The organism is Streptomyces sp. NPDC033270, from assembly GCF_055576575.1.
Genome location: NZ_JBVIRA010000001.1, coordinates 550,530 through 567,361 on the forward strand (window position 1 = coordinate 550,530; position 16,832 = coordinate 567,361).

At 71.8% G+C, this 16,832-nt stretch carries 15 protein-coding genes; 7 read left to right on the forward strand and 8 right to left on the reverse strand.

Annotated features, from left to right (window positions below; genetic code table 11):
• Window positions 1-101: 101 nt before the first annotated feature.
• Together ACZ5XZ_RS02580 and ACZ5XZ_RS02585 are read right to left on the reverse strand one after the other, a co-directional pair.
• Complete coding sequence (locus ACZ5XZ_RS02580; protein WP_468973812.1) at window positions 102-2,945, reverse strand: SpoIIE family protein phosphatase; 2,844 nt, start codon at window positions 2,943-2,945, stop codon at window positions 102-104.
• A gap of 82 nt (window positions 2,946-3,027) precedes the next feature.
• Entirely contained in the window at window positions 3,028-4,308 is a 1,281-nt protein-coding gene (locus ACZ5XZ_RS02585; RefSeq protein WP_468973814.1) for a helix-turn-helix transcriptional regulator, read from the reverse strand.
• A gap of 361 nt (window positions 4,309-4,669) precedes the next feature.
• On the opposite strand from ACZ5XZ_RS02585, the gene ACZ5XZ_RS02590 reads away from it, so the two are divergent.
• The 3 genes from ACZ5XZ_RS02590 to ACZ5XZ_RS02600 are packed head-to-tail and all read left to right on the forward strand — an operon-like array spanning window position 4,670 to window position 9,380.
• On the forward strand, window positions 4,670-6,043 hold the full coding sequence (locus ACZ5XZ_RS02590) for an ATP-grasp domain-containing protein (RefSeq protein ID WP_468973816.1): 1,374 nt from the start codon (window positions 4,670-4,672) through the stop codon (window positions 6,041-6,043).
• A complete protein-coding gene (locus ACZ5XZ_RS02595) occupies window positions 6,040-8,058 on the forward strand; it encodes a PEP/pyruvate-binding domain-containing protein (protein ID WP_468973819.1) in 2,019 nt (672 codons plus the stop codon). Before ACZ5XZ_RS02590 ends, ACZ5XZ_RS02595 begins: the two co-directional genes overlap by 4 nt.
• Window positions 8,055-9,380, forward strand: coding sequence for an MFS transporter (locus ACZ5XZ_RS02600; protein WP_468973820.1), 1,326 nt, complete (start codon window positions 8,055-8,057; stop codon window positions 9,378-9,380). Before ACZ5XZ_RS02595 ends, ACZ5XZ_RS02600 begins: the two co-directional genes overlap by 4 nt.
• 152 nt (window positions 9,381-9,532) lie before the next feature.
• Here ACZ5XZ_RS02600 and ACZ5XZ_RS02605 read toward each other — a convergent pair whose 3' ends face one another.
• The 5 genes from ACZ5XZ_RS02605 to ACZ5XZ_RS02625 form a co-directional block, all read right to left on the reverse strand.
• Entirely contained in the window at window positions 9,533-10,060 is a 528-nt protein-coding gene (locus ACZ5XZ_RS02605) for a universal stress protein (RefSeq protein WP_468973823.1), read from the reverse strand.
• Between the two features lie 242 nt (window positions 10,061-10,302).
• On the reverse strand, window positions 10,303-10,902 hold the full coding sequence (locus tag ACZ5XZ_RS02610) for a 2'-5' RNA ligase family protein (RefSeq protein WP_468973825.1): 600 nt from the start codon (window positions 10,900-10,902) through the stop codon (window positions 10,303-10,305).
• Between the two features lie 208 nt (window positions 10,903-11,110).
• Window positions 11,111-11,590: a nuclear transport factor 2 family protein gene (locus tag ACZ5XZ_RS02615; RefSeq protein WP_468973827.1), complete on the reverse strand. Its 480-nt coding sequence runs from the start codon at window positions 11,588-11,590 to the stop codon at window positions 11,111-11,113.
• Between the two features lie 389 nt (window positions 11,591-11,979).
• Window positions 11,980-12,702 carry a hypothetical protein gene (locus tag ACZ5XZ_RS02620; protein WP_468973829.1) on the reverse strand — a complete coding sequence of 241 codons (723 nt, stop codon included), beginning with the start codon at window positions 12,700-12,702 and terminating at the stop codon, window positions 11,980-11,982.
• Between the two features lie 138 nt (window positions 12,703-12,840).
• Window positions 12,841-13,248: a RidA family protein gene (locus ACZ5XZ_RS02625; RefSeq protein WP_468973831.1), complete on the reverse strand. Its 408-nt coding sequence runs from the start codon at window positions 13,246-13,248 to the stop codon at window positions 12,841-12,843.
• 146 nt (window positions 13,249-13,394) lie between these two features.
• On the opposite strand from ACZ5XZ_RS02625, the gene ACZ5XZ_RS02630 reads away from it, so the two are divergent.
• A complete protein-coding gene (locus ACZ5XZ_RS02630; RefSeq protein WP_468973833.1) occupies window positions 13,395-13,775 on the forward strand; it encodes a winged helix-turn-helix transcriptional regulator in 381 nt (126 codons plus the stop codon).
• Between the two features lie 183 nt (window positions 13,776-13,958).
• Here the strand turns inward: ACZ5XZ_RS02630 and ACZ5XZ_RS02635 are convergent, their stop codons facing one another.
• Window positions 13,959-14,351 carry a hypothetical protein gene (locus tag ACZ5XZ_RS02635; protein ID WP_468973835.1) on the reverse strand — a complete coding sequence of 131 codons (393 nt, stop codon included), beginning with the start codon at window positions 14,349-14,351 and terminating at the stop codon, window positions 13,959-13,961.
• 492 nt (window positions 14,352-14,843) lie between these two features.
• Between ACZ5XZ_RS02635 and ACZ5XZ_RS02640 the strand changes: the two genes are divergently transcribed.
• The 3 genes from ACZ5XZ_RS02640 to ACZ5XZ_RS02650 all read left to right on the forward strand — a co-directional run bounded on the left by ACZ5XZ_RS02640 (window position 14,844) and on the right by ACZ5XZ_RS02650 (window position 16,827).
• Window positions 14,844-15,365 (forward strand): hypothetical protein, encoded by a 522-nt coding sequence (locus tag ACZ5XZ_RS02640; RefSeq protein ID WP_468974165.1) that lies wholly within the window; start codon window positions 14,844-14,846, stop codon window positions 15,363-15,365.
• A 165-nt stretch (window positions 15,366-15,530) separates the two neighbouring features.
• Window positions 15,531-16,229: a hypothetical protein gene (locus ACZ5XZ_RS02645; protein ID WP_468973837.1), complete on the forward strand. Its 699-nt coding sequence runs from the start codon at window positions 15,531-15,533 to the stop codon at window positions 16,227-16,229.
• On the forward strand, window positions 16,216-16,827 hold the full coding sequence (locus ACZ5XZ_RS02650; protein ID WP_468973839.1) for a Fic family protein: 612 nt from the start codon (window positions 16,216-16,218) through the stop codon (window positions 16,825-16,827). The genes ACZ5XZ_RS02645 and ACZ5XZ_RS02650 overlap by 14 nt, the downstream gene beginning before the upstream one ends.
• Window positions 16,828-16,832: the final 5 nt, after the last annotated feature.

Below are 16,832 nucleotides of genomic sequence, written 5' to 3' on the forward strand. Positions count from 1 at the left end.
CGTCGGCCGACCGGGACATCCTCGGAATCGGGTCACGGCACTGACGAGCGGCACCGGCAGCCGGGCCGTCCGGGACGATCGGGTGCTCGGCGGGCGAGTCCTCATACGTCCGCGGGCAGCGTCTGCTCACACCAGATGACCTTGCCGGTGGTGGTCTGCCGCGTACCCCAGCGCTGTGTGAGCTGTGCGACGAGCAGCAGGCCCCGGCCGCCCTCGTCGAACACGCGGGCCCGGCGCAGGTGTGGTGCCGTGTTGCTGCCGTCGGTCACCTCGCAGATCAGCGCGCGGTCGCGAATCAGTCGCAGCCGGATCGGAGCGGCGCCGTACCGGACGGCGTTGGTGACCAGCTCGCTGACGATCAGTTCGGTGACGAACGCGCTGTCCTCCAAGCCCCATGCCGACAGTTGGCGGACGGCGGCCGTACGGACCCCGGCCACCGCCGCGGGGTCGGCGGGCACGTCCCAGGTCGCGACCCGCTCGACGTCGAGGCGTTGGACCCGGGCCAGCAGCAGGGCGGCGTCATCGGCGGGGCGGTCGGGAAGCAGGGTGGTGACCACCTCGTCGCACAGGGCGTCCAGCGGGAGGTCCGGGGCCGTCAGCGCCTGCCGCAGCGCGTCGATCCCCGCGTCCATCCCCCGCTGTCGGGACTGGACCAGGCCATCGGTGTAGAGGGCAAGCAGGCTCCCCTCGGGCAGTACCGTCTCCACCGCTTCGAAGGGGAGCCCACCCAGCCCTAGTGGGGGTCCGGCCGGCAGGTCCAAGACGGCGGAAGTATGGTCCGGACGTGCCACCGCCGGTGCCGGGTGTCCGGCGCGGGCGAGGCAGCAGCGGCCCGAGACCGGGTCGTAGATGGCATACAGGCAGGTGGCGCCGACGTCTCCCGGGGCGGCGGACTCCCCGTCCGGCTCGGATTCGGCGGCCAGCCTGATGACGAGGTCGTCGAGGTGGGTGAGCAGTTCGTCAGGAGCCAGGTCGACATCGGCCAGGGTCCGTACGGCGGAGCGCAGTCGGCCCATGGTCGCGGATGCGTGGATGCCGTGTCCGACCACGTCACCGACGACGAGTGCCACGCGTGCGCCGGACAGCGGAATCACGTCGAACCAGTCGCCGCCCACCCCCAGCCGGGGATCGGCCGGCAGGTACCGGAAGGCCGCCTCCACGGCGGACTGCTCCGGCAGGCGCCGTGGCAGCAGGCTGTGCTGCAGGGTGAGAGCCGCCGTGCGCTCGCGGTGGAAGCGCCAGGCGTTGTCCAGACAGACAGCGGTCCGGGCGACCAGCTCCTCGGCGAGGGCCAGATCGTCGTTCTCGAACGGCTCGGGGTGCCGGGACCGGGCGACGTCCACCATTCCCAGCGTCGTACCACGGGCGATCAAGGGCACCTCGATCCACGAGTGGAACCCGTATTCGCGCCCTTTGGCCAGGCGCGCGGGGTCCGTCGCCAGCCATGCGTCGATGGCCGGGTCCGCCACGCGATGCAGCTCCGACTGCCCGGTCGCCAGGCAGCGGGCCTGCGGCGAGTCCTCGGGGTAGTACACGACGTCGCCCACCTCGACCAGAGCCTCCGGTGTGCCCTCCAGAACGGACAGGTGCGCCACCCGGCGCAGCTCGGCGCCGGTGACCGGTCCCGGGGGCAGCTCGCTTCCGGTCAGCAGGGTCTCCAACAGGTTGACGCTGACGAAGTCGGCGAGCCGGGGTACCGCCACCTCGGCCAGTTCCTGCGCCGTGCGCCCCAGGTCGAGGGTGCTGCCGATGCGTGTGCTGCCCTCGTTCAGCAGCTTCAGCCGCTCCCGGGCGTCCTCGGCCCGGCCGGCCAGCGCACTCAGCTCGGTGGTGTCGCGCAGCGTCGCGACCCATCCGGCGGACCCACCGTGCACAGCGGTGGGCCGGAGATTGACGGCCAGCAGGCGGCTCCCGGACGGATGCACCTCGTCGGTCATGGTGCGCCCGGTTCCCAGCAGTGCGGCCATCTCCGGGTCCAGGCCCAATGCGTCCAGAGGCAGCCCCTCCGCACTCGCGCGCATGCCGAGCAGCTGCCGGGCCTCGTCGTTGGCCAGCACCAGCCGCCGCTCCGCGTCCAGGATCAGCACACCTTCACGGACTGCGTGCAGGACGGCGTCGTGGTGCTCGTACATCCGGGTCATTTCGACGGGTCCCAGGCCGTGCGTCTGACGCTGCAGCCGGCTGCTCACCAGCGCCGCCCCGCCCGCGGCGAGGACCAGCGAGCCCGCCGCGACCCCCACGAGGACCGGCAGCTGGCGGCTGACCGTGGCGCCGACATCCACGGTTTGCACGCCCGCGGTGACGATTCCGACCACCGTGCCCTGTGCGTCGGTGACGGGCACGAGGGCCCGGACCGCGCTCTGCGGCTCGCCCTTGAAGATCTCGGTGAACGATTGGCCGGCCGCGGCCCGCCCGATGTCGCCCTGGGCACGCCGGCCGATCAGACTCGGCTGGGGGTCGGTGTAGCGGACCCCGCTCTTGCTGAGCACGGAGAGGAAACCCACGCCGGAACCCTTCCGGGCGGCTTCTGCGAGCGGCTGGAGTGCCGCTGTGGGGTGGGGAGACTGCAGCGCCTGCACGACGCCGGGGGAGTGCGCAAAGCCCTCCGCCACGGCGAGTGATCGGTGGCGGGCGTCGGTCTGGGCGTCGTTCGTGGTCTTGAGCACCAGGACCACCATCGCGGTGGCCGCGAGCAGGAAGAGGACCGTCAGCTGCCATACGAACGCCTGGCCTGCGACGCTCCGCAGGCTGAAGAGCGACGTCAGGTACGTCTTCCAGGACCGGCCGCCGGCGCGGGGCGACGCAGAGCCCCCTTCTGCGGCGTCACGCCCATGGCCGGGGTTCCGACGACCTCGCTGGTGGCCTCGGCGTCTGTCGGCCCACAGACGGCGCGGTGCGCGCCAGAGTGGGCGACCCGGTACCGAGCGCCAGCCGAACCTGTGCATATCACCATTTTCCATCACCCTCTGCTAGGGCGAACCATGTACCGTGCCCGTGCCCGTGCCCGTGGCCGTGCCCGTGGTCCGTCTACATGGCTCTCGGTGAGGGGGTGAAGGTCACCGAGCGCGGGGGCCAGGACTGCGGGACGAGGATGCCGAGGGCGTAGGCGCGAGCGACCAGCGCGCACCTGTTGGGGGCGCCCAGGAGGTCCCGGAGGCGGCTGAGGTGGTAGTCGACGGTCTGACGGGAGAGGTGCAGCGAGACGGCGATGTCCGCGTTGCTGCGGCCGACCGCCAGTAGCGACAGGATGCGTTCCTGGCTTGCCGTCAGGTCGGGGTGGGACTCGTGGGCGATGCCCTGGTGGGTGACGACCGCCCAGACGCTGGTGGCGCGGGCCGTGCCCCGCCCCACCGTCGTCAGGTGCAGCCGGGCCCTGCGCTGCCGGCCGTGCGCGTCGACGAGCACGGCGGAGGTCTGGATCCGCCGGCTGCGGCGGACTATCAGATCCCGCCAGCCGCGCCACAGCCCGGCCGACTCCGAGGCGGGCGCCAGCACGCTGTCGGCCCGGCGGCCGACCAGGTCGGACAGCCGGATCTGCAGCATTTCGGCTGCCGCCGCGCTCGCCTGCTGGATCCGGCCGCCCGCGGAGATCAGCGCGCACGGCAGCCCGCTGTGGTCGCGCAGCGCGCACAGGCTCTCCTCGGCCTCCCGCTGCTGGTGCAGCGCGCGGGTGTAGTCGCTGATGTCGACGTAGATGCCGGCCACACAGGTCTCGGTGCCCTCCTGCACGGGGAAGCGATGGCCGGCCGCCTGCCCGCTGCTGCCGTCCGGGCGGTGATAGGTGAGCGTGTGCCGCACCGGCTTCCCGCGGGTGAGCACGCCCTCGTCGAGGGCGAGGACCCGCGCCGCGTCGACGGGGGAGTCGACCTCCGCGACGTGTTTGCCGATCACCTGCTCCGGTGTGGTGCCGTACAGGTGGGCGTAGGCGTGGTTCGCCCACAGGTAGCGACCGCCGGCGTCCCGGATGAAGGCCGCGGCGGGGGCGAGGTCGGCGAAGGCGTCGTAACGGCGGTCGGCGGCCGGGCCCGTGCCCACCTCCACGGCGAGCCCGCGGGAGCGGCCCTGCCGCGGCGCGCCGGGACGCCAGTGCACGTCGAAGAGCCGGCCGTCGAACCGCGCCTGCCGGTGGCCGACTCCGGAGGCGGACGGGCCGGACGGCTCCCGGCACACGGTGTCCAGGAAGCGCTGCGCGGTCCCCGTGTCGTCGAACGCACCACCCCCGCTGTCGATCACCCGCAGTTCGCGGTCGGCCTCCCACCAGGACACCGGAAGGCGTTCGAGCAGCGACTTCAGACCGGTCTCGTCCACAACGGCCCCTCTTTGGCGAAGAGTTCAACGAGTTCCATGGCGGCGCGTATGCGCGCCACCGCCATGCGTATCCGGAGCTCCCCGGCCACATGCCCGCTTCTCGGCCGTTTTGGAGGCATGAGCCCCGGCCGCCGGCCCGATCTCCCCACCGCCATACAGCATCACGGAATCTTCACGGGCTGTCGGTGAACTCCACAACTCTGGCGTTTGCCTGAGTGCATGAAGCCCTCAGCGCCGCATCGGGAGGCGTTCGGGTGCTTCTCTTGAAGTACGGCGCACGGACAGCGGATCCGGGCCCGTCGGCCGCCCCGGTCCACCGGTAGGCACGGCCCCCACCCACCTGTAGAGGAGTCGAATTCCAGTGAGCACGGTGCTGTTCGTGTATGCCAAGGGCGGTCCGCCCCTGGGGTATGCCCTGTCACGGGTCGCCGCGCGGTCGGCAGTGCACCTGCTGGCGCTCAGCACGCTTCCTCCCAGCGCGGCCCCGGTCGCCGAGCGGCTGTGCGCCTCGGTGCTCGGCCCCGCCGGGACCGAAGGGGACGATCTGGTGTCCTTGATCGTCTCCCGGGCCGAGGCCGTCGGCGCCGACGCGGTCGTCACCTTCTCCGAGTACGCGGTCGTCGCGGTCGCCGAGGCCTGTGGGAAACTCGGCCTCGCCGGAGCCGGCGGCTCCAGCGCGCTTGCCCGCGACAAGCGGCTGATGCGCCGCACCTGGATGCAGCGCGGCATCTCCCAGCCGCGGTTCCGTCCGGTGGCCGACGAGCAGGAACTCCGCGACGCGGCCGCCACGCTCCGCCTCCCCCTCTTGCTGAAGTCCGCCTGGAGCGCGGGTTCCACCGCACACCAGATCATCCGCTCCGCCGACGAGATAGCGGCGGCGTGGGACCGGGCAGGCGCCGTGATGGCCGAATCCGCGCAGCTGGGCTACGCCGAGCTCCACGTGGCCGGAGCCGGCGGGGACTTCCTCGTCGAGGAGATCGTCCCCGGCACCGCCGACGGCTGGTTCGAGCAGAGCGGCTGGGGCGACTACGTCAGCGTCGAGGGCGTCGTCGCCGACGGGGAGTTCCGCCCGGTGTGCCTCAGTGGCCGGATGCCGACCGTGGCCCCTTTCACCGAGCGCGCCGGCATCACCCCCGTGCCGCTGCCGGACGACACCCAGCAGCGGATCGTGGCCCTCGCACGTGACGCCGTCGACGCGCTGGGCCTGGAGAACTGCGGTACCCACACGGAGATCAAGCTCGGTGCGGACGGCCGGATGTGGGTGATCGAGACCGCTGCACGGTTCGGGGGCGCGATGACCATCCCCCAGATCGAAGAGGTCTTCGGCCTGGACCTCATCGGCATGCTCGTCGACCAGTTGCTGGGGCGGCCGGTCGAATGGCCCGCCCAGGCCCTCACCTCCCAGGACGCGTCCGGTGCGGCCGGCTCGCTCGTCGTGCTCGCCGTCGACGCCGCCGGTGACGCCTGGACCGACCGTCGCCTCTGGGACTTCCCGACGGTACGGGACGCGCTGCCGCTCAGCGCCGGCAGCCGGCTGTCCGTGGTGGCCGAGAACTCGCTCCCCGACGGTGCTCCGGTACCGGTGTACGACCCGACCGCGGGCGCCAACACGATGGCAGCGCTCTGCCTGCTGTCCGCCACCGACCCCGGGACCGTGCTCCACGACTTCCAGGCCCTCGTGCACGCCCTGCCGAAGGTCCTGCCCCTCGCCGGCGCCACGGAGGCCCGCTCATGAACACCACCCTCACCCCGCCGGCCGCCGCTCCACTTCCCGCCACCGATCGCACGACCGTCGGCGAGCACCTCGCACTGCCGCTGTTCCACAGCCTCTCCGGCTCCCTCGCCGGCCACCCGTACCTCAAGGTCGTGGTGGACCGCGCCGAGGACACCTGGCACCTGCTCGACACCGCCGTCCACCCCTTCCACGTCGACTACATCGCCACCCGCGTCCTCGGCATGGAACCGGCGGAACTGGACTCCTGCCTGGACGCCTTCAACGCCTCGGTCTACATGGCCCCCGACCGCCGCTTCCTGCTGGGCGTGCTCTCCTTGCACACCGACCAGGACACCGACGGCCGCCGCCGGCCCTTCCTCGTCCTGGAGACGACCGAGGCCGACACGATGGACGGCCCCTTGCTGGAGGAGTTCTACTCCTTCGTCCGCCACCGGCTCGACGGCCGGCTGTCGCTGCTGCTGAAGCCGGCGAACCACGGGCAGGAGCACGCTCTCGCCGCCATCAGCGACGCCCGGGTGCCGCGGATCCTGAGCCACGAGCTCTTCGGCCATCGCACCCGCACCCCGCTCAACCCCGGCGAAGCCGCCGGCCGGCTCCGCCACTTCCCTACCACCGAGGAGTACGCGGCCGCGGCCGGCACACTCGGTGGATCCGACATCCTGGCCATGCCGTGCCTGCCGGACGATGTGCCGCGCGTCGCGGGCTTCATCAACACCGCGACGACCACACCGCTCTCGCACACCAACGTCCTCGCCGCCGGCTGGGGCATCCCCAACGCCATCGTCCGCGACCTGGACCGGCTCATCGAGACCGACAGCCTGGACGGCGGCTGGGTCCGCTACCGGGTGACCGAGGACGACATCAGCCTCGTCCCGCTCGCCCCGGCGGCGGTGCCGACCGCACCGACCCCGCCCCGCCGACGGATCCGGCTGCGGACACCGCTGCTGGACGACCTGTCCGCACGGCCCCTGCACCGACTGCGCCGCACGGATCAGAACCGCTACGGCACCAAGGCGGCCAACCTCGGCGAGCTCCATCACGTCCTGCACGCCCGCACCGCCGACCTCACCGCCTTCCACGGGCAGCCGCGGCCGCCCCGCCCCGACCTCTACCGGCATCTGGCCGCCCGCCTCGGCACCACGCACCCCGCGGCCCCCGGCGAACTCCGCGCCGCGGCGGCCGACTTCGTGGCCGGGACCGTCAGCGCGCCGGACGGCACCGCCCTCCCGTTCGGCCTGCAGCACCGCTTCCTGCGCTCCTCCCCGGCACTGCGACAGGGCATCCTGCAACTCAAGGCGGCCCTCGACCGCGGCACTCCCGAGGCCGTGGAGCCGCTCTGCCTGCGGCTGCAGCAACTCGTCCGCACCACGCCCCTCCCCGAGGAGGTGGCCCGCGAAATCCTCCGGGCACTGCCCACCGGGCCGGCCGCCGGCCGCCGACTCGTGGTCCGCTCCTCCGCCAACGCCGAGGACCTGCCCGGCTTCTCCGCGGCGGGCGTCTACACCTCGGTCACCTCCGTGCACGGCGCGGACCACCTCCTGGACGCCGTACGCGAGGTGTGGGCCTCCCTGCTGTCGCCGCGCAGCGTCAGGCTCCGCCACCAGGCGGGCATCTCCCCCGACGACACCTACATGGGCGTGATCGTCCAGCCGTACCTGCCGGCCACCCTCGGCGGAGTACTGGTGACCTGCAACCCGACCAGGCGCGCGGACTTCCGCAACGTCTGCCTCAACTGCTCGCCCGGATCGCCCGAGGCCGTCGTCGACGGCACGGCCCTGCCCCTGCAGTACCTCTACAACACGGTCGAGGGCGGTGGCCGCACCGTCGCGCTCGGCTCCTGCGGCAGTGACCTGCCCGCCGCCACGAGGGAGAGGCTGGCACACCTGGCCCTGGCCGGCCGGCTGCTCCAGTCACACTTCAGCGCACCGGACGTGGACCGTCCGCTCGACATCGAGTGGCTGATGACCGATCAGGGAGCCTTCCACCTGGTCCAGATCCGCCCCTACGCCCGATGAACCGCCGCAGCACCCACCCGGGCACCACCGCCACGCCCCCGCCTCTGGCCCCCCGGGCCCGCCGGACCATCCGCCTGAACAACACCTTCCAGCTGCTGTTCAACCTCCTGTGGTGGATGCCGGTCTTCTACGCCTACCAACGGCAGGCGGGCCTCTCCGACGGACAGATCTTCGGCATCCAGAGCATCTACTACATCGCCTTCTGCCTGTTCGAGATCCCGACCGGACTGGTGGCCGACCGCATCGGGGCGCGCAACTGCCTGCGCGCCGGCGCCGTGGTGATGACCGCGGCAAACCTGGCCCCCCTCCTTGCTCCCACCTACACCGGCTTCCTGGCGCACTTCCTGGCGATCGCCGCCGGTCGCTCCCTGACCTCGGGCGCCGCCAGTGCCTACCTCTACGACAGCCTGCGCGCGCAGGGGGCGGGCGAGCACTATCTGAAAGCCGAGGGACAGGCGAGGGCCTGGGGCCTGGGCGCGAAGGTGCTGTGCTGGCCGCTGGTCGGCCCCCTCATGAACCTCGCGCACGGCGCGCCGTACGCACTGAGCGCCGTCAGCGCCGCCGGCTCCCTCCTCTGCGCCCTGGTCCTGCCCGGCCAGGCCGCCCCCGCCCCGCACGCGGCCGGCCCGCGCCGCCGGCCCGCCCTGCACGACGCCACCGCCGCGCTGCGCAGCCTGCGCGCCACCCCGTGGCTCGCCCTGGTCATGGTGCAGGGCGTGGCGGTCTTCACCCTCTCGCGCATCTGCCAGGTCAACCTCTTCCAGCCCGTTCTGCTGGACCACGGCATCGGCGAAGGCTCGCACGGCGCGGTACTGGCCGCCATGACCGTCGCGGAGGCGGTGGCCTCGGCCCGCCCGCAGTGGCTCACCCCACGGCTGCGGCCGGCGTCATGGGTGACACTGCTCAGCCTCGCGATGGCCGCGACACTGGCAGGTCTCGCCCTCGGCGTCCCATGGACCGTCATCGTTCTGCTCTGCCTGTTCGCCGCCGTCTGCGGCTTCACCTACCCGCTCCAGCGCAAGCTGGTCAACGACGCCATTCCCCACGGCGCACCCCGTGCCACCCTGCTCTCCGTCGAGAGCATCGTCGACCGCGCCGTGTGCGCGCTGGCGGCCGTGGCCACGGGCGCCTACCTCGCGGCAGGCCGACTGGACGCCCTGCTGTGGCACAGCGCCCTGCTGACCGCTGCCCTGCTGACTATCTGGCACCTGGCACCACGACGCTCTCGGCCCCGTGCCCACACCCACCCGCCGCTCGTATCTGCGTCGGCTCCGGTGCAGGGGCTTGGGGCGGATGAGTCGCCGTGCGGTCGGCCCCGATAGGCGGTGAGCCGGGAGCCGAGGCCGGCTTCAAGGGCGGCTTCAAGGTCGGTCGGGTATCGCCGGAAGTCCAAGATCCTCCACTGCTCGCATCCAGAAGCATCTCGTCGGAAACCATCGGCGCCGGTGCTTCCGTGCGACTGGGAGCCGGGCGGTCAGTCCGCCAACTCCCGTGCGTCGAGCGGGAGCCGCCACACATTGCGGCGGTGCACGGCATCGAAAGCGCGGTGGAGAGGAGAGGGCGGCACGCTCAGTACCGGGCAGCAGGCGTGTGCGACGCAGTAGCGGGCGACGGACGGCCACATCGCCCGGCGTAGCCGGCCGCGGGCTCCGGCCCCGATCACCAGCAGATCGTCCGGCCGGTCGGCGGCAGCCAGCAGGACCTTGCCCGGCTTGCCGAGTACGACCAGGCACTCCAGCGGTACCCCCGGCTCCGCGCTGCCGAAGGCGGTCTCCAGCGAACTGATCAGACGGTCGGCCGCCAGCCGACGCCCATCGGCCACCGGCGGCGGGCAGAGCCCACCCCGGTGGCCCATTTCCCCACCGGGCGGCTCCCAGGCCAGTACGGCCCGCAGGGTGGCTCCGGTGACGCGAGCCTCGGCGGCGGCCCGGTGCAGCGCGGCCAGGCTCCCCAGCGAACCACTCACGCCGGCCACCACGCGCCGGTCACCGGGTCTGCTCACAGGTGCACCTTCCTCGTCCTGCGGCGCGTTCACCTCTCGCCGGTCCCGCCGCATCGCATCCATCGAAGTACCGGCGAGGGAGCGATCGTGCGACGTTGGCGCTTCTCATACAGGAAGAGGCACCCCCCTGACGCTTCCATGACGACGAGGGCGGGAGCGGGCCGACGGCGGCCCCTTCGCCACCCGCTCGCGAGGCCGTCCGGCCCGCCGCTCGGCCGGTCACACCACCCACCCGACGGCCCCTAATCCTCCGGCAGCCGGCGGACCTCGCCCGTGCCCAGCGTGACCACGGCCCGGGGCCGCATGGGCCCCTCGCCGCGCCGGGAGAGCAGGACCAACTCCTCCACCACGGCCGACGATGCACCGAGCCGGCCGGCGCACGCGGCGGCCAGCGGACGCGGATCCCGAGTGCGGCCGAGGGACAGATGCGGAGTGAAGCGATCGCCGCGCCCACGGCAGAGCGGGAACCGCAGCCCCAGTGCCCGGTGCAGACGGGTCCACGGTCCCAGGCCCGCCGCGGCCGGATCGAGCCACACCGTCGCGTACTGCCGGTGCCGGAAGTACCGAACGCCGACCAGCCGCGCCGTGAACGCGGCGCTCTCCGCCGCCCCGGCGGAGAGCAGCGGCACAGCCTGTGCGAACTCATCCTCCGGTACGAAGCCGAACAGTAGATTCACATGGGGCGGCCACCGCCGTACCTGCGGATCATGCTCCCAGCGGATCTCCTGAATCGCCGGCCACAGCTCCTGCGGCGGCAGCCACGCCACCGCAGTCCGGGCCGTCGGCGCCACTTCGAGCGCGTCCACCGGCTCCGCCCCGCCGAAATCCGGATCCCATCCCACCCTCCCATGGTCCGAGACGCGCCCGAATCGCACGAGTCGGCGTGCCCGCAACGTCAGGACGGGGCGCCGTCGCGCGCCCGGCCGATGACGGTGGGCCTCGCCGGCCGCAAATCCGCGGCCGGCCCGAGGGCGGTCGTGGCGGCCTCGACTGCCACGACCGCCGATCGGCATCGCCATGGTCTTCCCAGCCCCAGCCCCAGCCCCAGTCCTAGGCCGCGGGGGCCGGGGCGAATTCGTCCGGCAGTCGCGGAGGAGGGCCCTGGGTCCACACCACCCGCAGTGTCGAGGCGGAGATCCGCCAGCCGTCGGCCGTCCTGACCAGTTCGGTGTCGGTATGGCCGGCGGAGATGAAGACACTCCCCGAGCCGTCTGCCAGTACGTGGGTGCTCAACTGGGCGCCACGGGCAGTGGCCCGGGCACCGTCGATCTCGATGACGGCGTTGGTGCCCAGATGCACGGTTCGGTCGAACAGTGCCATTCCTCGCCGGACATGAGTCAGTAGGGCATCGCGGCCATGGACGGCGCCGATGGGCATCTCCGCGGTGACGTCTTCGGTGTGGAACGCGCGAGCCCACTCCTCGTCAAAAACCCCGTCATCCAGGGAACGCAGGTAGCGGTCCATCAGGTCGGCGATCTCAGCGCGGTCGGTCAGGCTCTGCAACTGTCGCTGCATCTCTTCGGCGTCCATGAGGAAAGGCTCCTACCTGAAGCGCACTTGAGGTCAAGGCCGTGCGCCTCGCGGGGCCGATGGAGACGCTGTGCGGCATGTGCCTGCCTGCTCCGTGCCCCATGCCCAGGATGAGCCGTCGGGCCTTGGGGCCTGCATGCCCCTCAGGGTCTGGTTGGCGGGAGCCTTGAAGACCCCGCGTTCGGCGTCGGTGCGCGCCCAGATGCCGGCGATGTGGCCGCAGGCGGGGTTCACGCGGTAGGCGTCGGGTCGCTTGCCGTCGCCGACCGAGACGACGTAGCAGGGGCCCCCGCCGTTGGCGAAGAAGCCGTGCACGGCATCGGGCAGGAACGACGAATTCCCTGCCCTGCCGCCGTCCACGGCCAGGTACTGGGAGGAGACCTCGGGCGCTAGGGCGCCGTCCTCGGATCAATCCACAGCGCCTCGGAGACGGCGGACAGTTCGCCCTCCGCTGTAGCGAGCGCCACCCCCATCATGTGCTTGCGGCCGGACTCCGACAGCAGCCACGCGTAGGCGATGTATGGCTCACCTGCGGTGACCGGCCGCAGAATCGTGCCCGTGAGGGACGCGGTGACCGCGCCCGGACGCTGGGTGCCCAGAAGGCTGCCCGCCCAGTTTCCAGGGCAGTCCAGGGCACCCCAGACCAGTCGGGCCGGGAGGAGGCCGTCCGGGTCCGCGAAGGCGGTCGACGGGACCCAGGCAGTGGCCACAAGGTCGCGACCCGGCACCGGAGTGCAGTGCATACGCAGCCCGCGGTCGGCAGTACGCAGTCCGCAGCCGAAGCAGTCGACCACACCCGAGGGCGGCGCCGCCCGGAATGCCTCGGTCGCGGCAACCGCTTCGTCCCAGGAGGGCGCGGCCGGTGCGTCAAGCCGCAGCTCGGCGGGGCGCGCAGCGGCAAGGGGCCGCTCGGCCTCGCCCAGCTCCACGCCCCCTTCTGCCGTTTCGTCGATCCGCACGGGCACATCCGTCGGCACCGGCCCACGGAAGTCCACCCGTACCGTCTTCGCCTCGGACCGCTCCGCCAGCACACCGGCGACGTAGCCACCGAAGGCCACCCCGGGATAGCCGACGTACAGTCCCGGCACCACGATTGCGTCAGTCCTCGTCATGATCCCCATCCCACCATCTCCCCGGGGCAGATGCTCCACCGGATTCATTTCCGTGAGCGCGCCCTTCGGCGGCCGTCCCCGGCGGACGCGAACGACGCTCTGCGTGACCGACTGACCCGGTGGGCCCCTGCCGCGCTGTCAGTCGATGACCGCGGTGGCTTCGACCTCGACGAGGTGGTCGGGTACGTCCAGTGCCGCGACGCCCAGAAGCGTGCCCGGCGGGACCGGAGTGACTCCCAGCTTCGCGGCGGCCCGAGCGATCCCCTCCAGGAGCAGGGGCATCTTGTCGGGGGTCCAGTCGACGACGTAGACGGTCAGTTTCGCCACGTCGTCGAAGGAGCCGCCGGCCTCGGCCAGGGCGGTGGCGATGTTGAGGTAGCACTGCTCGACCTGGGCTGCGAGGTCGCCTTCGCCGACGGTGCCCCCGTCGGCGTCCCAGGCGACCTGTCCGGCGACGAAGACCAGCTTCGACCCAGACGCGATCGACACCTGTCGGTAGGCATCGATCTTGGGCAATCCGGCCGGGTCGACCAGGGTGATGGCCATGCTGTCCGCCTCCTTGTCCCGAGAGGCCGTGGGAACGCTTCCGCTGCCCGCCCCAAGTCCCTCTCGGTCTCTTGTGGTTACTCGGGAACCGTAGGAGAGTTGCCGTCTACCTGGAAGAACGCACTTTTCGGTGACTGGGGAACCTGATGGTGACCAAGCAGTTCAGCGGCTCGCCCGAGGACGCGGATGTGACGCGCGCGGACTCTCTGGCGCGGGAGATCTTCTCGGACGTCGCCAACAAGTGGGCGCTCCTGATCATCGAGGGGATCGGTGAACGTACCCTGCGATTCAGCGAGTTGCGGAAGGGGATCGGAGGCATCAGCCACAAGATGCTCACCCAGAACCTGCGCATGCTGGAGCGCAACGGCCTGGTCGAGCGGCGCGTGTACCCCACCGTGCCACCGCGGGTCGAGTACACCCTCACCGAGCCGGGCCAAGCCCTACGCGTGACCATCGACGGCATGTGCGACTGGACCCACCAGTACCTCGGCCACATCGAGGCGGCTCGCCGCCGCTTCGACGCGTGACGGGTGTACGCGCACGCGAAGCTCGGCCCACCGCCGGCACGCCGCGGCGAGCGAGCGTATGTCGTTCACGGCACTGTGAACCGTTGCCGCCCTACGTCTCCGGCATCTGGCTTCACTCGTGGTACCCGGGAGCGCGCGAAACTCCCGGAGCGCGCTCCCGGCGAGGTGACCGGCGCGTGGCGGTCAGGTGATCTTCCAGGTGATCGCCTCGCGGAATTGCGGGTTGACGGGGTCGATCACCTCGCCGTTGCCGGAGGCGCCCCTGCCGGGGAGCTTGCCCGGGGCCCCGATGAAGCCCAGCAGACCGACGACCACCTTGCCGGTCGCACCGTCGCTGAGGAAGGCGACTTGCTGTCCCGGCCTGCCGTCCCAGTGGAAGTTGCCCCCGGTGGACGGGACGAACACGGACGCCCCGCGCCATGTGCCGTCCAGCTGGTCGGCGCCGCCGGGAACGGTGCCGATGGTCATGTTGACGAACTGGACTCTGCTGGGGTCGGCCTTGACCGTGAGTTTCACATCGGCGTTGAAGCCGACGGCGTCCGTCGCCGTCTCGGCGGCTTCGATTCCGTCACTCATGCCACCACGTCCTCTTCTCCCGTCGCCCTCCGGTATATGGCGGGCGCCGCCTCCATCATGCGGCAGGGCGGACGCTCAGACGTATCCTCCGGAAGAGTGTCGTCTGCGGGCTGATCAGGCCTGCCGGCGGGTGCGACGTGATGGCTGTGCCACACCTCTTCGACGGGCTCGGGCACGGCACCGAACACGGCCGTGGGCCACCAGTGCGTCGACCAGTCTGCGGCCGACATGTCGCTGACCACCCCCCCCCGACGCCTTCGAGCCGTGGATCCGCTATGGCCGTGGATCCGCCATGGAATCCGCGACCGCCCGAGTGGATACTGATCACCATGCGCAATGACTGTTCGCGGGGAGCCGGTCGCGAGGGTCGACCGCAGCGCCGGCCCATCGGTGGCCTTCAGCCGATCACTCGGGAGATACTCGCGTCCGACCCGAGCTCGACCCACAGGGCCAGTCGCTCATGACGTGCTTCACGGAATCTCCGGTGGCCCGGTGAGCGGCTGGTGGACCTACCTGGAGGGTCAGACCTGCCGGGAGGTCGACGCGAACGTGCTGCGTGATCGTCGGCTCATGGCGGTCAAGACCGTGTGGGAGGCACTGCGTCCACTGGGGCTGGGGCTGCGCGAGGCGGAGCAGGTGGTCCACGCGCGCTACGAGGTCCTCGGCGAGCGCGTGCGGTACATGCGGCCCGATCCGCTCGACGTCTCCTCACTCGCGGCCCGTGCTGCCGCCCACCGGGGTCGGGTGGCGGCGGTCGAGGCTCTCTGGGACGGCGACACCGACCACGACTGGTTCGTGGTACTGGTCGCGGTCCTGGACAACCCGTCCGGGGAGGGCCATCTGGCGACCGTCCACCAGCGCCTTGACGGGCCCCCGCCGGGCACCGCCGCCGCCGAGGCAGGGCGAGCCTTGGCCCACCACCTCGGGGTGCCGTTCCACTTCGCCTCCCCGGACGTCCCCGACGACGAGGCCCCACGCTGGCGGACGGTCCAGCGTCTTTCGGGAGGCTCCTGACCGCGCGCTGAACGCCGCGCGGAAAATCACTCGCCACTCCGGGCTCTGCGGGCCGAGACTGATGGGCCCATTGGAGCAGACAGAAGAGCGGGTCTGGCGCTGACGTACAACCGAGACACCTTGCCCTTCCCGGAGAACCGCGTGCCCTCCCCCTCCTACAGGGCCATGCTGAACTGGGAAGATCTCGACCCGGAACGGCACCCCTTCACATGGGACGAGAACGAAGAAGCCCGCTTGTGCGCGCTGGTCCGCGAATGGGTTCCGCCCGTGCTCTCCGGTATGGCGGGCTGGTGGGAGGGCGAACGCTGGTGCGAACGCCAGGTGGACGCGATCATCCGGGAGCGCTACGGGAGCTGGGCTCAGGGGTGGAACTGGTGCTACCGGTACGGCGGGATGATCGGCAGCTGGGTTAATGGAGCAACTTCGGTAACGACCCCCGAGGAGACCGCTGCTCGTGTGGTCGCCGCGCTCCTGGAATGGCGGGAGTGGCTGGAGAGGCTGGCCCAGCGATTTGCGGAACTGGCGCCGCCGCCAGAGGCCTCCCCCGAGGATCGCAGTTGGCACCTGGAGCGGGCCACCGTCCGGCTCGTGACACACGCACTGGACTCGGGCGCGGAGGGCGGCTGGCACGGGCAGGCCAGACTGGTCCTGGGCTGGTTCCTCGCCACCACCGGTATGAGCCGGGCCGACGCCGAACAGGCGGTGGAGACCGCGATCGGCGGCCGGTTCGAGAGCTGGGTCACCCCCGGGCGGTCGCTGATCGAATCGGTCGGTGAGGACCTCGCCGTCGCCCTCACCGGCCATGTCCCCTACCAGGACCACCGCGAGCGGGCCGCCCTGGAGGAGTTCCATGACCGCTGCTGACAGCCTCACGACCTGGCTGCGCGTGCGCCGCGAGACCGACTGGCACCGAGCACCCGGCTTGCGGCCGGGGCCGCCTGCGAACGACGGGTTCCGAGCCTGGTGCGAAGGGCCGGTCCGCCGGCGCGATCCCGTCCGCGCCGAGCGGCTGCTCTCCGCCCACACCCTGGCCCGCGCCGATGCCGCCCGCCGCGCCCCGCTGGACTTCGCCCTGCTGGCCGGCTGGCAGCGCGAGGTCCTCGGCGGGGCGGAGGCGTCGTTCCGTACGGGGGACGCCTATGCGAAGGCCGGCCGCGAGCGCTACGGCCTGACCCCGCGCACCCAGGCTGACTTCGCCGCCTGCCTGCGCGAGGCGACCGACCCGGGGGTCCCGCTGGCGGCCCGCGCGGCCCGTGGGTACCTCGACGTGGCGTTCTTCCACCCTTTCACCGACGGCAACGCCCGTGCGGCCCTGCTGACCTTGGTCCACATCCTGGCCCGCGAGGACATCGTCCTTCCGGAGGTCGGCCCCCTCCAGACCACCCGCTATGCGGACGACCCGGCGGGCGCCGCCGACCTGGCCGCTCTCATCGGCGTGCTCAACCGCGGCCGCCGATATTGAGGTCT

Bases quoted from the DNA above. Each gene is read 5' to 3' on its own strand.
- ACZ5XZ_RS02580 (WP_468973812.1), bottom strand. From the start codon at position 2,945: ATGCACAGGTTCGGCTGGCGCTCGGTACCGGGTCGCCCACTCTGGCGC.
- ACZ5XZ_RS02595 (WP_468973819.1), top strand. From the start codon at position 6,040: ATGAACACCACCCTCACCCCGCCGGCCGCCGCTCCACTTCCCGCCACC.
- ACZ5XZ_RS02600 (WP_468973820.1), top strand. From the start codon at position 8,055: ATGAACCGCCGCAGCACCCACCCGGGCACCACCGCCACGCCCCCGCCT.
- ACZ5XZ_RS02615 (WP_468973827.1), bottom strand. From the start codon at position 11,590: ATGGACGCCGAAGAGATGCAGCGACAGTTGCAGAGCCTGACCGACCGC.
- ACZ5XZ_RS02620 (WP_468973829.1), bottom strand. From the start codon at position 12,702: ATGACGAGGACTGACGCAATCGTGGTGCCGGGACTGTACGTCGGCTAT.
- ACZ5XZ_RS02625 (WP_468973831.1), bottom strand. From the start codon at position 13,248: ATGGCCATCACCCTGGTCGACCCGGCCGGATTGCCCAAGATCGATGCC.
- ACZ5XZ_RS02630 (WP_468973833.1), top strand. From the start codon at position 13,395: ATGGTGACCAAGCAGTTCAGCGGCTCGCCCGAGGACGCGGATGTGACG.
- ACZ5XZ_RS02635 (WP_468973835.1), bottom strand. From the start codon at position 14,351: ATGAGTGACGGAATCGAAGCCGCCGAGACGGCGACGGACGCCGTCGGC.
- ACZ5XZ_RS02645 (WP_468973837.1), top strand. From the start codon at position 15,531: ATGCTGAACTGGGAAGATCTCGACCCGGAACGGCACCCCTTCACATGG.
- ACZ5XZ_RS02650 (WP_468973839.1), top strand. From the start codon at position 16,216: ATGACCGCTGCTGACAGCCTCACGACCTGGCTGCGCGTGCGCCGCGAG.